Consider the following 15,547-nt stretch of genomic DNA (forward strand, 5'->3'; position numbering starts at 1 on the left):
TGAAAAGGCTAAATCCTCATTGGGATATCCACTGAATTCGGAGGCCGCCGGTCATGACTTCTTGCTTCAGGCCGCGTCGGTCGGTTCTCGCTGTCCCGGGATCCAGCCGCAAGATGATCGACAAGGCGAAGGGTCTTCCGGCGGACGCGATCTTCCTCGACCTCGAGGACGCGGTGGCGCCGATCGCCAAGGCCGAGGCGCGGGCCCGGATCGTGGACGCCCTGGGCGAGGACGGGTGGGGCGACCAGCTCAAGGTGGTGCGGGTCAACGACTGGACCACCGAGTGGACGCACGCCGACATCGCAACCGTCGTGGGCGGGGCTGGTGCCTATCTCGACGCCGTGCTGCTGCCGAAGGTGCCGGACGCGAGTCACGTTCAGGCACTGGATCTCCTGCTCACCCAGATCGAGAAGGCCAACGGCCTCGAGGTCGGCCGGATCGGGATCGAGCCGCAGATCGAGAACGCGATCGGGCTCACGAACATCAACGCGATCGCGGCGGCGAGCCCGCGCGTGCAGACCCTCGTCTTCGGCCCGGCGGACTTCATGGCCAGCATCAACATGCGCACCCTGGTCGTCGGCGAACAGCCCGACGGCTACGACCGCGGCGACGCCTACCACCACATCCTGATGAGCATCCTGATGGCGGCCCGGGCGCACGATCTGCAGGCGATCGACGGCCCGTACCTCGCCATCCGAGACGTCGAGGCGTTCCGGCGGTCGGCGCAGCGCACCGCTGCGCTCGGGTTCGACGGCAAGTGGGTGCTGCACCCCTCCCAGATCGATGCGGCCAACGAGGTGTTCAGCCCGCGTCAGGAGGACTTCGACCAGGCCGAGTTGATCCTCGACGCGTACGAGTTCCACACCTCCGCCGCCGGTGGCGCCCGCGGGGCGGTGATGCTCGGCGACGAGATGATCGACGAGGCGAGTCGCAAGATGGCCTTGGTCATCTCGGCCAAGGGGCGCGCCGCGGGTATGACCCGGACGTCGTCGTTCACGCCCCCGTCCGACTAGGGGGCGTCCGACCGGCGGTGCGGGCACAATTGATATCAAGGACCGGCCACCGGTAGAAATCGGACATACCGCACGCCCGAGCAGGAGAGACGAAGACGATGACGAATCCACTCTCGCAGCCGAACCGACAGGGGCGCGGATTGCCGACCCCGCCCACCGGCTGGCCCATCGGCTCGTACCCCACCTACGCCGAGGCGCAGCGTGCGGTGGACTACCTGTCGGATCAACAGTTCTCGGTCGAGGACGTCACGATCGTCGGCGTCGACCTCATGCAGGTCGAGCGCGTGCTCGGACGCCTCACCTGGGCCAAAGTCATTGGCGGTGGCATCGTTTCGGGTGCCTGGCTGGGCGTGTTCTTCGGTCTGCTGCTCGGGATCTTCACCGGTGGATTCCTCGGACCGCTATTGGTGGGCATCTTCGGCGGCATCGTCTTCGGCCTGATCTCGACCACGATTCCGTATGCGGCAGCCCGTGGCACACGCGACTTCTCGTCGACGATGCAACTGGTGGCCGGCCGCTACGACGTGCTCTGCGATCCCAAGACGGCGGAGTCGGCCCGCGACATGCTGGCCAAGCTTGCACTCTGATCGGGCACGGGGATCTCGTCCCGCAGGCCCGTGGGGCGTCGGCCTCCGCCGCCGACGTGGACCAGCACGGTCGACACGACCGCGCACACCACACCGAACCCGAACGCGATCAGGTAGGCGTCCACCCGGGCGAACGTGGTGTCGCCGATCGTGAGGCTCGCGAGCAGCGTTGCCAGCAGAGCGCTCGCGACGGAACTACCGGCGGTGCGGGCGATCGAGTTGACGCTGTTCGCGACTCCGGTGTTCTCGCTGCTCACCTCGGCCACGAGAAGTGCCGGCATCGCGGCGTACGCGAGGCTCGTGAAGGCCGACGCCACCATCGATCCCACGATCACCTGCCACGAAGCGTCGTGCGCGACGGCGAGAGATCCGAAGCCGATCACGCCCAGGACTCCCGAGGCCGTCATCACGGTGCGTGCGCCGAAGCGAGTGATGAGGGCGCCCGAGCAGATCGACGCGACGACGCCCACCGTCGCGCCCGGGAGGATGTAGACCAGCCCCGACTCCATGGGGTTCGCGCCGAACCCGTAGCCGGTGTTCTCGCGCGACGTCTGGACGAAATACGTGAGCGTCGTGATGTTCACGAACATGCCGGCGCCCACCAGCAGCCCCGCGAGGTGGGTGAACAGCACCGGGCGGTGCGTCAGCATCTCGGTCGGCACCAGCGGATGGGCGATGCGGCGCTCGAGGACGAACCAGCACCCGAGCACCACGATGCCCGCGCTCGCGCAGCCGAGCGTGCGGGCCGACGCCCAACCCCAAGCGTTGGCCTCCGAGAGCGGCAGCAGAATCAGCACGAGTCCGATGCCGAGGAGTACCGCGCCGGGCCAGTCCACGCGACCGCTCGCCGGATTCGCGCGTGCGGGGACGACGGCGATCACCAGGACGATCGCGACGACCGTCAGGGCGGTCGCGAGCCAGAAGGCGTGGCGGTAGTCCGCGCCGTCGGGAACGACGAGTCCGGTGAGGACCATGCCGACGGCGCCGCCGAAACCGAGTGTGCCGGACAGCAGGCCCATCGCCGACGCAAGCTTGCCGGGCGCCAGTTCCTCGCGCACGATCGCGAGGCTCACCGGGAACGCCGCGAACGACACGCCCTGCAGGACCCGGGCGACGATCAGCAGTGGCAGTGACTCGGTCACAGCCGCGACCACCGATCCGGCGAGGACTATGCCGAGCACTGCGAGGAGCACCGTCCTCTTGCTGCGCAGATCGGCCATGCGCCCGGCGACGGGAGTCATGACGGCGGCGGCGAGGAATCCGGCGGTGAGGGTCCATCCCACGGCGGTGGTGCCGATGTCCAGCTGACGGCTGATGACCCCGGACAGCGGGAGCACGACCGTCTGCTGGACGGACACGACGAGGATGACGAAGCAGAGCGCCGCGGTGAGCAGCGTTCCGGACGTGCCCGTGCGGGGCACGCGCCTATCGGGGCGAGACAAGGTAACTCCTGCAAAATTGTTTACCTCATTTAACTAGTGGCTCCGCGTCCCGAAGTACAGTCGCGTTCCCTGTGGCCGGGAGACGGGGCCGAAAGACCTCGCGCGCAAGCGCGTTCGAGGCGTCGGTGAGACGGCTGCGCCGCCGGTGTTAGATGGGTGTGTGACTGACAGCGTTGTCTCGGCCGTGCGTTCCCATCTCGACCAGCACATCGGCGGTCCCGAGCCCACGGCGGCGTCGGTGACCTTCCTGGGTCTGGAACCCGTCGACGTCCTGCGCTATCCGGGCACCGGCGACGCGCCCGTCCGGTACGTCAGCCTGGGGTGCTCCCGGCACCCGATGGGCGATCCTAGCGACATGATCGCGGACCCCACCCGCGGTCCACGGGCAGAAATCGTCCTGAGCCTGGTCGGGGGCGCGGGCGTCGCCTCAGGCGTGCATCGGACGCTGGCGGTGCTCGCGGCCGCGCCTGCCGTCGAGGGAGTGGTACTGCGCCCGGACGGGCTGATCGACCTCGGGGAACCGCTGTGGAAGGGCGTGCCCTTCACCGCTGTGTTGCTCGGCGAGAGCGACATCCCGGACCTCGAGTTGCCCGAACCGCTGGACCCCGTGCAGTTCCTCGAGGTGGTGCCCCTCACCGGCACCGAGGCGGCGTGGGTCCGTCTGAAGGGAGCCGCAGCGCTGCGCGAGGCGTGGACGGAGGCGGGCATCGACGTCCGCGACCCCGGTCGTGGGGCCGCCGCGCTCTGACGCCGTCCCGGTCGGTGCGGTGATGTCAGATTCGGTTGGGGGCCAACCGAATGCGTCGGGGGTCGATCACTGCTACCGCGGGCGCGCGGCGTCGCCGGAGCGAACCTGACACACTGGTTCGGTGCGTATCGATCTCCACACACACTCGACCGCTTCGGACGGCACCGACTCCCCGGCGGAGTTGGTGCGGAAGGCTGCCGCCTCGGGCGTGGACGTGCTCGCGATCACCGATCACGACACCACGGCCGGATGGAAGGAAGCCGCGGCCGCGCTGCCGTCCGGGCTGCGACTGGTGCGCGGAATGGAGATGTCGTGCGAGGGGCGCGGCGAGGACGGCCGGCCCGTCGCGGTGCACCTGCTCGCGTACCTGTTCGATCCCGAGTCGCAGGAGTTCGCCGTCGAGCGTGAACGTCTGCGCGACGAGCGGGTGACCCGGCTGCGGGCGATGGCGGTCCGGATGGCCGCCGCGGGCCTGCCGATCGATCCGGAGGCGATTCTCGCGGATGCCGGGCCCGCGGTGGGCCGTCCGCACCTGGCGCGGGCGCTGGTCCGGGCCGGCGTCGTGGACAGTGTCGGAGACGCCTTCACCGATCTGCTCTCCACCCGCAGCCCGTACTACGTGGAGAAGTCCGACACCCCGCTCGAGCGGGCCGTCGAGATGGTCGCCGACGCGGGCGGTGTCAGTGTGATCGCCCACGCCCGCGCGCGTGCCCGCGGCCGACTCCTCGATCTCGAACACATCCGGGAACTCGCCGAGCACGGGCTCGGCGGACTCGAAGTCGATCATCCCGATCACGGGGCGGCCGACACGGCCCTGCTGCGCTCCCTGGCCGCCGAACTCGACCTCGTCGCCACCGGGTCCTCGGACTACCACGGAAAGAACAAGACGATCGCCCTGGGGCAGCACACGACCGCACCGGAGGCGCTCGAGGAGATCGTCGCCCGCGCGACCGGCGTCCCGGTGCTGACCGGCGACGCGGTCACGGACGTCCCCGCGACCGACGGAGCGCGTCGATGACCTACGAGAACCTCGGTTCCGTCCGTCGCCGCCCGCGTGATCCGTGGGTCGCGAGGATGCTGCGCGGACTGTCCGGTGTCGTCTCCGGCGGTGTCGTCGTGCTGACCGTCGTCGTGATCGTCGCGGCATACCTCGCCACGAACCGGGATTTTCCGGGTCCCGGCGCGGAGTCGATCGCGGCGCATGTGGTGGTGAGCGTGCTCGCCGTCGGCCTGCAGATCTTCGCCGACCGGCGCCGGGGCGCCGCCTCCGTCCTGGCCTCGGGAGTGATCCTCGCGCTCACCGGCCTGCTGCTGTGGACCCAGTGGTGGTCCTGACCGCTCGTCGTGGGCCGACGCATCCTCACAGGTAGAGAGCTGTTTCCGTGAGATCGTGACCGTTCTGGCAGATTTGATTCCCGCCTTCCGATGGTGCAGAATCATTGCACTCCGCGTGGGTGCTACCGCCCTTCTCGGAGTTCTTCAGGTGGCAAGAACTTGTGCCAGGGCCCACCCCGCCCGGCGCCATCACGCTCCGGCTAGCAGTGCAACGATCGCGCGTTCCGGTAGCTGCAACCGATCAATCCTGCGTTCGTCAAGTGCCGCGTCGTTTTCACCTCCACGACTCGGTTACTTCTCAGTAACCAGGACCCGAGTGAGTCTGGTCTCAAGAGGAGTGTCATCGTGTCCCCTGTGTCTGAAGCTTCCGTTACGCCAAAGGTCGAAATAACCGACGAGGAAATTTTCGCGGGCCACATCGGTGGCAAGCTCTCGGTCGAGACCACCGCCCCGCTCGATTCCCAGCGTGCGCTGTCGATCGCGTACACGCCCGGCGTTGCGCAGGTCAGCCGCGCAATTCACGCCGACGAGACGCTGGCCGATCGCTACACGTGGACCAACCGTCTCGTCGTGGTCGTGAGTGACGGCACCGCGGTCCTCGGCCTCGGGGACATCGGCCCCCGCGCGTCGCTGCCGGTGATGGAGGGCAAGTCGGCCCTGTTCAAGAACTTCGCGGGCCTCAACTCGATCCCGCTGGTTCTGGACACCAAGGACCCCGACGAGATCGTCGAGACCCTCGTGCGACTGCGCCCGAGTTTCGGCGCAGTGAACCTCGAGGACATCTCGGCTCCGCGCTGCTTCGAAATCGAGCGCCGCGTCATCGAGGCCCTCGACTGCCCGGTCATGCACGACGACCAGCACGGCACCGCGATCGTCGCGCTCGCCGCGCTGCGCGGTGCGGCCAAGGTCCAGAACCGTGACATCACCGCGCTGCGCGTCGTGATCTCCGGGGCCGGCGCGGCCGGTGTCGCGTGCGCCAACATCCTGCTCGCTGCGGGCATCGCCGACGTCACCGTTCTCGACTCGAAGGGCATCGTGTCCTCCGATCGCCAGGACCTGGGCGAGATCAAGGCCGACCTCGCGGCCCGCACCAACCCGGCCGGCCGCAGCGGCGGCCTGGTCGAGGCGCTCGACGGCGCCGACGTGTTCCTCGGGGTCTCTGCCGGAACCGTGCCCGAGGAGATCATCGCGACGATGGCGCCCGAGTCGATCATCTTCGCGATGTCGAACCCGGACCCGGAGATCCACCCCGACATCGCCGCCAAGTACGCGGCGATCGTCGCGACGGGTCGCAGCGACTTCCCGAACCAGATCAACAACGTGCTCGCGTTCCCGGGCGTCTTCAAGGGCGCCCTGGACGCCGGTGCCCGCCGGATCACCGAGGGCATGAAGCTCGCCGCCGCCGAGGCGATCCTGTCGGTGCTCGGGGACGAGCTCGCGGTCGACAAGATCGTGCCGAGCCCGCTGGACCCGCGGGTCGCGCCGGCCGTGGCTGCTGCAGTCGCGCAGGCGGCCAAGGACGAGGGCGTCGCCTGACGACGCACCGCTCGACGCGTGAACAGGGCCCCGCCGCGACTGCGGCGGGGCCCTGACGCGTGATGTCGCCGGATCGGGTGCGCACGCGGGCCGCCTCGTCCAGGATGGTCGGCATGCGTGAGATCACCCTCGAGCTCGACGCGGTCCGGCTGCGGGCACTGACGTGGGGCCCTGCGACGGGCCGGCTCGCGGTCCTGCTGCACGGTTTCCCGGACACGGCCCACACTTGGCGGCACCTGGGACCGGTCCTGGCCGACGCCGGCTGGCGGGTGGTCGCCCCCTTCACACGCGGGTACGCACCGTCCGAGATCCCCGCGGACCGCAGCGGGCACGTCGCCGCCCTGATGGACGACGCGGTGGCCGTCCACGACCGCGCGGGAGGGGGAGTCGACGCGGTACTGATCGGCCACGACTGGGGTGCGATCACCGCCAACGCGCTCGCCGCACACCCCGACAGCCCGTTCGTCGCCGCTGTGGCGCTCTCGGTGCCACCGTTTCCCGCGCTGCGCACCCCGGCGGTGCTGCCCGCGCTGCCCCGTCAGCTCCGCAACAGCTGGTACATCCTGTTCAACCAACTGCCGGTGCTGCCCGAGAAGTTGGCGGGCCGGATTGTTCCGCGCCTGTGGGCGGACTGGTCACCCGGCTACGACGCGTCGGACGATTTACCCGCCGTGATGGAGGCCATGGCCGATCCGGCACACCGGCGCGCCGTGATCGGCTACTACCGCAATATGGCTCGGCCGCTACCTCGTCCCCCTGTCCGCTACCGCCGGTGGGTGGGCGCGGAGATGCGCTCACCGATCGTCCCGACGCTCTACCTCCACGGCGACCGCGACGGGTGCCTCGACCCGCGTCTCGCGGCGCGGGTCGGATCCGGGCTGCCACCGGGAAGCGAGGCGCACGTCGTCTCCGGGGCCGGCCACTTCCTGCAACTGGAGCGGCCCGACGAGGTCAACTCGACGATTCTGAAGTTTCTGGCGACGACGTGATCGCCGCCGGGCGGCGCAGGCGTCCGGTGCCGGGCGCCGACGCCCACACTGCGGCGGCGAGCAGACCGTCGACGATCAGGGCCAGGGCCGCGACCAGGAGCGCACCGACCAGTACCCGGTCGTAGCTGCGCAGCGCGAGGCCGTCGAAGATGTACCGGCCGAGTCCACCGAGGTTGACGTAGGCCGCGACGGTCGCGGTCGCGATCACCTGCAGTGTCGCGCTGCGCAACCCGCCGAGGATCAACGGCAGCGCGTTGGGGACCTCCACGCGCAGCAGCACCTGCCGCGTCGTCATCCCCATCGCCTCGGCGGCATCGACCACCTGTCGATCCACGTTCGCGACGCCCGCGTAGGCCCCCGCGAGCAGGGGCGGGATGCCGAGCAGCACCAGTGCGAGGATCGGGGGGACCAGACCCAGGCCGAGCAGCAGGACCAGGAGCGTCAGCACACCGAGCGTCGGCAGCGACCGCAGCGCGTTCACGGCGCCCACGACCACGATCTCGCCGCGGCGGAAGTGCCCGATCGCCAACCCGATCGGCACGGCGATCACGGCCGCCCCCGCGACCGCCAGCAGGCTGTACCAGAGGTGCTGGAGGATTCGGGCGCCGATGCCCGTCGGACCCTGCCAGTTCGCCGGGTCGACGAGGTAGTCCCACGCACTGGTGAACATCAGGCCGGGCCCTCCGACAGTTCGACGGTCGCGCGCCGCGACCGGGTCCGACGGGTGCCGCCGCGCTGCCACGGCGTCAGGAACCGGCCGGCGAGGTACAGCGCGGCATCGAACAGCAACGCCAGCACGACGATCGCGACGATGCCGGCGACGATCTGCTCCGGGTAGTCCCGCTGGTAGCCCTTCGTGAACAGCTCACCGAGTCCGCCGACGCCGATGAGCGCGCCCACCGACACCAGCGAGATGTTGGTGACCGCGACGACGCGAACGTTCGCGAGGAGTACCGGCAGGGCGAGGGGCAGTTCGACGGTCAGCGCCCGGCGCAGCGGGGTGAACCCCATCGCGGTGGCGGAGTCCACGACGTCCTCCGGCACCGCGTCGAGCGCCTCCGGTACCGCGCGGACCAGCAGCGCGGTCGAGTACACGGTCAGCGCGATCACCACGTTCGCGGGATCGAGGATCGGCAGTCCGACCACGGTGGGCACCGTGACGAACAGCGCGAGCGACGGGATCGTGAATGCAACGCTCGCGATCACGAGCGTCGTGCGCCGCAGCCATCGCACGCGCCGGACCGCGGTGCCGAGCGGTATCGCGATCACGAGTCCCAGCAGCAGCGGGAGCAGGGCCAAGCTCAGGTGCTCGCGCGTCAGTTCCAGCACGTACGAGAAGTTCTCGGTCAGGTAGCGCACGCCGTCACCGGTCGTTCCGGAGGCGATCCTCGGTGCGTCGCTGCTCGGCGAGCAGGGCGACGACGTCGGCCGCATCGATGCCACCGGCCACCGCCCCGGAGGCGTCGACCGCGACACCTGTCCCCGACGGCGACGAGATCGCCGCGTCCAGCGCCTGCCGCAGATCGGTGCCCATCGTGAACAGCGACCCACCCGCCGCCGACGCATCCGCGATCGGCCGACCGGCCCGGACGGCGTCCAGACCGGCGGCATCGATCCACCCCTGGGGGTGTCCGGCATCGGTGACGACGAGCGCCCAGTCGCCGGGAGCGAGAGTCGCGGCGGGCACCTCGGATTCGCGGAGGCGGCGGATCTCGTGCAGCGGAACCGAATCCGCGCTTCGGAAGGAGAGCCCGCGATAGCCACGGTCACGGCCGACGAAATCGGCGACGAAATCGGTTGCGGGAGCCGACAGTACGGTGGCCGGGGCGTCGTACTGTTGCAGCCGGCCGTGCGGGCCGAACACTGCGACCCTGTCGCCGAGCCGGACGGCCTCGTCGATGTCGTGGGTGACGAACACGATCGTCTTGCGCAGTTCGGCCTGCAGCCGCTGCATCTCGGACTGCAGTTCGGCGCGCACCACCGGATCGACCGCGCTGAAAGGCTCGTCCATCAGGAGGATCGGCGGGTCCGCCGCGAGCGCCCGCGCCACCCCCACCCGCTGCTGTTGGCCACCCGACAGCTGCGCCGGATAGCGGTTCGCCAGCGCGCGGTCGAGCCCCACCCGATCGAGCACGTCCAGCGCCGCGCGTCGGGCGGCACGGCGGGACTGCCCCCGCAGGACGGGCACCGTCGCCACGTTGTCGACGACGGTGCGGTGCGGCAGCAGACCGCCGCCCTGGATGACGTACCCGATGCTGCGCCGCAGTTCGACGACATCCGTGGTCGCGACGTCGCGGCCGTCGACGGTCACGGTGCCCGCGGTGGGCACGACCATCCGGTTGATCATCCGCATCGACGTGGTCTTGCCGCAGCCGGACGGGCCGACGAAGACCGTGAACGATCCGGCGTCGATCTTCAGATCCAGTCCGTCGACGGCCACCGTGCCGTCCGGAAAACGCTTGGAGACAGCGGAGAAGGAGATCACGAGACGGGGGTGTCCAGGCCCTGTCGTGCCACCCACTGCTTCGCGGCGGCCTGCGGTTCGGTCTTGCTGTCGCCGGACACTGCGTCGTTGAGGTCGACGAGTTCCTCGGTGGTGAGCTTGGCGGACACCGCGTCGAGGACACGCGAGAGTTGGTCGGTCTTCGCCGATGCCCGCATCAGCGGAACGACGTTCTGCGCGGGGAAGTTGTTCGCGGGATCGGTGAGCACGACGAGGTCGTTCGCCTCGATCGCGGGGGAGGTCGTGAAGATGTTCGCGGCCGTCACCTGCCCGGACGTGAGTGCCTTGACGGTTGCGGGTCCACCGCCGTCGCCGATCGGCACGAAGTTGGCCGGCGCGATGTCGAGACCGTAGTTCTCACGCAGTCCGGGCAGCCCGACCGACCGTTCCTGGAACTCGGCCGGAGCCGCGAACGTCACCTCGGCGGAGTGCGCCGCGAGGTCGGCGATGGACGTCAGGTTCCACTTCTCGGCCGTCTCCCGGGTGACGACCACGGCATCCTTGTCCTCGGCCGGTGCGGGTGTCGTGATCGCGAGATCCGGCGCCAACGCAGCCGGCAGCGCCGCGTCGATCTCCGCGGCCGTGGTCGCCGTCGACGCGGAATCGATGTACTCGAGCAGGTTCCCGGTGTAGTCGGGGATCAGCGTGAGCGATCCGTCGCGCAGTGCCGGGATGTACACCTCGCGCGAGCCGATGTTCATTCGGGTCTGCACGTCGAACCCGTTGGCCTGCAGCGCCTCGGCGTAGACGAACGCGACGGTCTCCGATTCCGGGAAGTTCGCCGATCCGACGACGATCGCGTCGGTGTCGCCGCCCGATCCGCCGCTGTCCAGGGGATCTCCACCGCACGCGGCGAGGGACAGTGCGAGCAGGGCGATCAGCCCCGTGCCCAAACGGCGGCGCGTGCGAATCCGGGAAACCTTCATGTCGTCCTTCCATCGGATCCGGCGTGACGCCACCCCGCAATCCCCGGAGAACGGTCGCCGCGCGGTGAAGCAAGCCGGATCTGTCGACCGCTCGTGATGGTGCGCGAACTCAGTGTAACGATAGGTACGACAACCGCACGGCACGACGATGCCGGGGTCGCACGAGACGTCGATCGGAGAGGGACACGGTGGCACCGAACGGAAATGGGGGCATCCTCGGGCGTGCGGCAGGTCTCGCGGCCTGGCTGACGGTGGTTCCCGCAGTCGTGATCGCCACGGCGTGCGGGGTCGACACGAGCAGCCGGACGGGCGGTCCCACCGCTCCCACGGTGGTGATCGGCGCGGCCGACACGGTGGAGAGCGAACTCGTCGCCCGTCTGTACGCGGGTGCCCTCGGCGCGAGCGGTCGGTCCACGGAACTCGTCCTGGGCCTGGGCGACCAGGCGGACCGCCTGGCCGCGCTGGACGCCGACCGCGTCTCGCTCGTGCCCGAGCACACCGGGCGGTTGCTGCACCGCTTCGACCCGACGGCGGACGCCACCGAGGCCGAGGACGTGTACGACGCCCTCAGCAGGTCCTTGCCGCAGGGTCTTTCGGTGTCCGAGTACGCCCCCGCCGACGACCGGTCGGCGCTCGTGCTGACCGAGCAGCAGGCGGAGTCGTGGGGCGCGAGTTCGGTTGCCGACCTCGCACCCCGGTGCTCGACGCTCTCACTCCACGCGTCCGACGACTTCGCTTCCGACGCGGGCGCTCTCGACCGGCTGCAGGCGCGGTACGGGTGCACGTTCGCCGAGGTGGTGCCCACCCGATCGCCGGCCGGTGCCACCCGCGAACTGGCCGTCGTCGGGGCATCTCCGGTGCGCGGGACCACCGCGGCCGACCCGGTGATCGCGCAGGACGAGTTGGTCGTGCTCACCGACGACGAGGGCGCGTTCACGGCCCAGAACGTGATCCCGCTCTTCCGGAGCGGTGTGCTGACCGCGGACGACGTCCGAAGTCTGAGCGTGGTCCTGCAACTGAGCACCGACGACCTGACCGCGATGGCGGCGCGAGTGCGTGACGGCGAGATCTCGTCAGCCGACGCCGCCGGCGTCTGGCTCGAAGAGCACGCCTGAATCGAAAGCCCCGCGGAGGAAGCCGCCGAGGTCGGCCACGGCGTCCGCGGCTTCCCCGAGCAACGACGCCTGCAGGTGCGCGACGTGCCACAGGCGTGGGTACTCCACGTAGTGGAGACGGTTCCCCGCCGCGCGTAGGCGCGCGGCCAACTCGACGATCTGCGGGTAGAGGACCTCGGCCGTGCCGACGTGGACCGCGGTGGGTGGCAGCCCCGCGGGATCGCCGTGCAGTGGCGCGTAGCCCGGATCGGCCGGGTCGCCGCCGCCCAGGTAGGCCCCGGCGGACGAGTGGGCCCACGCGGTGTTCACCACGGTGTCGCGATCGAACGGGGCCTCGCGCGAACCCGGATCGACCCACGGCGAGATGAGCGCCAGTGCGGCCGGGGACAGGCCCCGAGTGTCGATCAACCGGCGGGCCGTCGCGAGCGCCAACCCGCCGCCCGCCGAATCGCCGGCGACCGCCACCCGGTCGGCCGTGAACCCGTGGTCGGTGACCAACTCGGTGAACGCCGCCACGGCATCGTCGAGAGCGGCCGGAAACGGATGCTCCGGGGCCAGCCGGTAGTCGAGGGTGTAGACGGCCGAGGCGGATTCGCGTGCCAGGTACGCGGCGAGCGAACGGTGGGTGCCGAGCGATCCGATGGTGTACGCCCCGCCGTGCAGATACAGCACCGCGTGCCGCCGCTCGGTGGCGCCGACGGTGATCCGCTCGGCGGGACGGCCGGCGAGAGTGGTCCTCTCGACGACCGTCCCGTCGGGCAGGGTCTGGATCGGTGCGGCGAGGTCCAACAGCGCCCGCTGTACCCGGACCGGGAGACGCGCGTCGAGCGCGAGTCGGTAGAACGGCTTGATGCTCGCTTCGACGACGGGCAGGGGAAGGCGGACCGCACGCACCGTGGATACCTCCGCTACTTCGACTTGGGCAGCACGCGGGACGTGACCGTCGCGACCACCCGCTGGTAGCTCGGGCCGACGATTCGCACCCACGCGTCGAGGAACTTCGCGTCCGCACCGATCAGCACCCGCGGCTTGCCTTTACGGACACCGGTGGTGATCGTCTTCGCGGCCTCCTCGGGTGTCGTGCGGGCGAGGCGCCTGTCGAAGAACTGCGCGAACGTCGCCTGGTCGTCACCGTCGGGCATCGTGGCGTTGCGTGCGATCGCGGTCTTGATACCGCCGGGGTGGACACACGTGACCTTCACCGGGTGCTTCGCGATCAGCATCTCCTGCCGGAGCGACTCGGTGAACCCACGCACCGCGAACTTCGCGGCGTTGTAGGCACTCTGACCCGGAATGGACAGCAGGCCGAACAGGCTCGAGACGTTCACGATGTGCCCGTCGCCCGACGCGATGACGTGCGGCAGGAATGCCTTGGTGCCGTTGACGACTCCCCAGAAGTCGACGTCCATGATCCGCTCGATGTCCTTGAACTCCGAGCGCTCCACCTCGCCGTGGAAGGCGATGCCGGCGTTGTTGTACACCTGGTTCACCTTGCCGAAGTGGGCCACCACGGCGTCGGCGTAGGAGAGCACCGCCTCGCGCTGCGTGACATCGAGATGATCGGACTTGACGTCGGCGCCGAGTGCCTCCACCTGTCGAACGGTTTCGGCCAGTCCCACCGAATCCATGTCGGAGAGCGCAAGTTTCGCGCCCTGGCCGGCCAGGTTCAGGGCGAGGGCCCGGCCGATTCCCGAGCCTGCGCCGGTGATGACGCAGACCTTTCCTGCGAACTCGCTCACTGTGCCGCCACCTTGTCGTCGTCGAGATCGGTCAGTTCGGTGTCGATGCGGTCCGCGACCGTCGTCGTGGCCGGCAGATCGCCGGTCGTCACGCTGCGGTACGCCCCGAGATCGAACTGCTTGGTCATGTTGCGGAATTCGAACGTGAAGCCCGGCCACAGCGTGGTGTTGTTGCCGTGCTTGTCGAGATACCAACTGGCGCAACCGCCGTTGTTCCACACACTCTTCGAGAGCTTGGCCTGCAGTTCGCGGTTGTACGCGTCCTGCGCGTCCTTGCGGACCTCGATGGTGCCGATGTCGTAGCGCTCGATCACCTTGATCGCGTCGACCACGTAGTTGAGCTGCGACTCGATCATGAAGACCATCGAGCTGTGGCCCAGACCGGTGTTGGGACCGACGAGGAAGAACATGTTGGGGAAGTTCGCGATCGCCGACCCCTTGTAACCCTGCTGGCCGCCCTCGTCGAACGTCTGCGCGAGGGACCGGCCGTCCTTGCCGAAGATGCCGGCGAACGTGGGGGAGTCGGTGACGTGGAAGCCGGTGGCGACGACGATCGCGTCGACCTCACGCTCGACCCCGTTTCGGTCGACGACGGAGTTCTTGCGCACCTCGGCGATGCCGTCGGTGACGACGTCGACGTTCGGCTGCGCGAGGGCGGGGTAGTAGTTGTTGGAGATCAGCATGCGCTTGCAGCCGATCTGGAAGTTCGGGGTCACCTTACGGCGCAGTTCCCGGTCCTTGATCTGCCGGCGCAGGTGCCGTTCGGCAGCGAACTGCAACGGCTTCATGAAGATCGGCGCCTTCGCCAGACCGACCACCTGAGTCTCACGCATCCAGTAGATGCCGGTGCGACACAGCTTCTGGAATCCCGGAATGTACTTGAACGCAAGGTGCTCGGCCTTGGTGTACTCGCGGTCGGCCCGCGGCAGGATCCACGGCGCGGTCCGCTGGTAGACGTCGAGCTGCGCGGCCTTGGCCGCCAGCTGCGGCACGATCTGGATGGCCGACGCCCCGGTGCCGATCACCGCGATCCGCTTGCCGTTCAGGTCGGCGTCGTGATTCCACTGCGCGGAGTGGAAGATCTCGCCCTCGAAGCCCTCGATGCCCGCGATGTCCGGCAGCGACGGCTCGCACAGGGCGCCGACAGCGGCGACGACGATCTTCGCGACGAAGTTGCCCTTCGACGTCTGCACATCCCAGTGCGCAGTCTCCGCGTTCCAATGAGCGGACTGCACCTCGCACCCGAAGATGTGCTTGTCGAGCACGTTGTGCTTGCGAGCCACCGAAGCGATGTAGTTCTGGATCTCCGGCTGCGGCGAGAACGAACGCGTCCACTCGGGATTGAGTGCGAACGAGTACGAGTACAGGTGGGACGGGACGTCGCACGCGGCACCCGGGTACGTGTTGTCGCGCCACGTGCCGCCGACGTCGTTGCCGCGCTCGAGTACCAGGAAGTCGTGCTTGCCCTCCTGGACCAGCTTGATAGCAGCGCCGAGGCCTGCGAAGCCGCTGCCGATGATCAGGGTGTCGACCTGGCGCGGGGACGCGGCCCGGGCGGAAGTATCTGTGACTGGAAGACTCATGTATGGGAGCGTAGGAGCTTGTTGATCAGCA

Annotated in this window: 16 protein-coding genes; 8 read left to right on the forward strand and 8 right to left on the reverse strand. The window is 69.2% G+C overall.

Translation table 11 applies throughout. The features are described from left to right. Nucleotides 1-53: 53 nt before the first annotated feature. Nucleotides 54-1,013 (forward strand): HpcH/HpaI aldolase/citrate lyase family protein, encoded by a 960-nt coding sequence (locus C7H75_RS08170; protein ID WP_013415399.1) that lies wholly within the window; start codon nucleotides 54-56, stop codon nucleotides 1,011-1,013. Between the two features lie 98 nt (nucleotides 1,014-1,111). Further along, nucleotides 1,112-1,600 (forward strand): YflT domain-containing protein, encoded by a 489-nt coding sequence (locus C7H75_RS08175; RefSeq protein WP_005514445.1) that lies wholly within the window; start codon nucleotides 1,112-1,114, stop codon nucleotides 1,598-1,600. On the opposite strand, the gene C7H75_RS08180 is transcribed toward C7H75_RS08175, so the two are convergent. After that, on the reverse strand, nucleotides 1,531-3,021 hold the full coding sequence (locus C7H75_RS08180; RefSeq protein ID WP_233281878.1) for an MFS transporter: 1,491 nt from the start codon (nucleotides 3,019-3,021) through the stop codon (nucleotides 1,531-1,533). The genes C7H75_RS08175 and C7H75_RS08180 overlap by 70 nt on opposite strands. Before the next feature lie 181 nt (nucleotides 3,022-3,202). On the opposite strand from C7H75_RS08180, the gene C7H75_RS08185 reads away from it, so the two are divergent. The 5 genes from C7H75_RS08185 to C7H75_RS08205 all read left to right on the forward strand — a co-directional run bounded on the left by C7H75_RS08185 (nucleotide 3,203) and on the right by C7H75_RS08205 (nucleotide 7,650). Further along, nucleotides 3,203-3,790 carry a suppressor of fused domain protein gene (locus C7H75_RS08185; RefSeq protein WP_022594871.1) on the forward strand — a complete coding sequence of 196 codons (588 nt, stop codon included), beginning with the start codon at nucleotides 3,203-3,205 and terminating at the stop codon, nucleotides 3,788-3,790. 121 nt (nucleotides 3,791-3,911) lie between these two features. After that, nucleotides 3,912-4,808 (forward strand): PHP domain-containing protein, encoded by an 897-nt coding sequence (locus C7H75_RS08190; protein ID WP_022594872.1) that lies wholly within the window; start codon nucleotides 3,912-3,914, stop codon nucleotides 4,806-4,808. Next, nucleotides 4,805-5,125 carry a hypothetical protein gene (locus C7H75_RS08195; RefSeq protein ID WP_005514439.1) on the forward strand — a complete coding sequence of 107 codons (321 nt, stop codon included), beginning with the start codon at nucleotides 4,805-4,807 and terminating at the stop codon, nucleotides 5,123-5,125. Before C7H75_RS08190 ends, C7H75_RS08195 begins: the two co-directional genes overlap by 4 nt. Before the next feature lie 345 nt (nucleotides 5,126-5,470). Beyond that, nucleotides 5,471-6,661, forward strand: coding sequence for an NAD(P)-dependent malic enzyme (locus tag C7H75_RS08200; protein ID WP_064076045.1), 1,191 nt, complete (start codon nucleotides 5,471-5,473; stop codon nucleotides 6,659-6,661). 113 nt (nucleotides 6,662-6,774) lie between these two features. Continuing rightward, nucleotides 6,775-7,650: an alpha/beta fold hydrolase gene (locus C7H75_RS08205; protein WP_233281879.1), complete on the forward strand. Its 876-nt coding sequence runs from the start codon at nucleotides 6,775-6,777 to the stop codon at nucleotides 7,648-7,650. Here the strand turns inward: C7H75_RS08205 and C7H75_RS08210 are convergent. From C7H75_RS08210 to C7H75_RS08225, 4 genes are read right to left on the reverse strand one after another with little or no spacing between them, the layout of a single operon-like run. Next, nucleotides 7,613-8,320, reverse strand: a complete 708-nt coding sequence (locus C7H75_RS08210; RefSeq protein WP_013415405.1) for an ABC transporter permease — start codon at nucleotides 8,318-8,320, stop codon at nucleotides 7,613-7,615. The genes C7H75_RS08205 and C7H75_RS08210 overlap by 38 nt on opposite strands. Continuing rightward, nucleotides 8,320-9,009 (reverse strand): ABC transporter permease, encoded by a 690-nt coding sequence (locus tag C7H75_RS08215; RefSeq protein ID WP_064058095.1) that lies wholly within the window; start codon nucleotides 9,007-9,009, stop codon nucleotides 8,320-8,322. The genes C7H75_RS08210 and C7H75_RS08215 overlap by 1 nt, the downstream gene beginning before the upstream one ends. Before the next feature lie 4 nt (nucleotides 9,010-9,013). Next, complete coding sequence (locus tag C7H75_RS08220) at nucleotides 9,014-10,135, reverse strand: ABC transporter ATP-binding protein (protein WP_013415406.1); 1,122 nt, start codon at nucleotides 10,133-10,135, stop codon at nucleotides 9,014-9,016. Beyond that, nucleotides 10,132-11,079, reverse strand: a complete 948-nt coding sequence (locus C7H75_RS08225) for an ABC transporter substrate-binding protein (RefSeq protein ID WP_005514432.1) — start codon at nucleotides 11,077-11,079, stop codon at nucleotides 10,132-10,134. The genes C7H75_RS08220 and C7H75_RS08225 overlap by 4 nt, the downstream gene beginning before the upstream one ends. Nucleotides 11,080-11,267: 188 nt before the next feature. Here C7H75_RS08225 and C7H75_RS08230 point away from each other — a divergent pair, with 188 nt between their 5' ends. Next, a complete protein-coding gene (locus tag C7H75_RS08230; protein ID WP_013415407.1) occupies nucleotides 11,268-12,194 on the forward strand; it encodes an ABC transporter substrate-binding protein in 927 nt (308 codons plus the stop codon). Here the strand turns inward: C7H75_RS08230 and C7H75_RS08235 are convergent. Genes C7H75_RS08235 through C7H75_RS08245 form a run of 3 tightly spaced genes read right to left on the reverse strand, consistent with a single transcriptional unit; the run spans nucleotide 12,153 to nucleotide 15,516 of the window. Then, on the reverse strand, nucleotides 12,153-13,088 hold the full coding sequence (locus C7H75_RS08235) for an alpha/beta hydrolase (RefSeq protein WP_013415408.1): 936 nt from the start codon (nucleotides 13,086-13,088) through the stop codon (nucleotides 12,153-12,155). The genes C7H75_RS08230 and C7H75_RS08235 overlap by 42 nt on opposite strands. 14 nt (nucleotides 13,089-13,102) lie before the next feature. Further along, complete coding sequence (locus tag C7H75_RS08240) at nucleotides 13,103-13,933, reverse strand: SDR family NAD(P)-dependent oxidoreductase (RefSeq protein WP_013415409.1); 831 nt, start codon at nucleotides 13,931-13,933, stop codon at nucleotides 13,103-13,105. Beyond that, on the reverse strand, nucleotides 13,930-15,516 hold the full coding sequence (locus C7H75_RS08245) for a flavin-containing monooxygenase (RefSeq protein WP_005514427.1): 1,587 nt from the start codon (nucleotides 15,514-15,516) through the stop codon (nucleotides 13,930-13,932). Before C7H75_RS08245 ends, C7H75_RS08240 begins: the two co-directional genes overlap by 4 nt. Nucleotides 15,517-15,547: the final 31 nt, after the last annotated feature.

The sequence above is a fragment of the Rhodococcus (subgen. Prescottella) equi genome (assembly GCF_003013675.1).
Taxonomy (GTDB): Bacteria; Actinomycetota; Actinomycetes; order Mycobacteriales; family Mycobacteriaceae; genus Prescottella; species Prescottella equi.

Excerpts from the sequence above, each read along its gene's own strand:
- C7H75_RS08170 (WP_013415399.1), top strand. The coding sequence starts at position 54 with ATGACTTCTTGCTTCAGGCCGCGTCGGTCGGTTCTCGCTGTCCCGGGA.
- C7H75_RS08175 (WP_005514445.1), top strand. The coding sequence starts at position 1,112 with ATGACGAATCCACTCTCGCAGCCGAACCGACAGGGGCGCGGATTGCCG.
- C7H75_RS08195 (WP_005514439.1), top strand. The coding sequence starts at position 4,805 with ATGACCTACGAGAACCTCGGTTCCGTCCGTCGCCGCCCGCGTGATCCG.
- C7H75_RS08205 (WP_233281879.1), top strand. The coding sequence starts at position 6,775 with ATGCGTGAGATCACCCTCGAGCTCGACGCGGTCCGGCTGCGGGCACTG.
- C7H75_RS08210 (WP_013415405.1), bottom strand. The coding sequence starts at position 8,320 with ATGTTCACCAGTGCGTGGGACTACCTCGTCGACCCGGCGAACTGGCAG.
- C7H75_RS08225 (WP_005514432.1), bottom strand. The coding sequence starts at position 11,079 with ATGAAGGTTTCCCGGATTCGCACGCGCCGCCGTTTGGGCACGGGGCTG.
- C7H75_RS08245 (WP_005514427.1), bottom strand. The coding sequence starts at position 15,516 with ATGAGTCTTCCAGTCACAGATACTTCCGCCCGGGCCGCGTCCCCGCGC.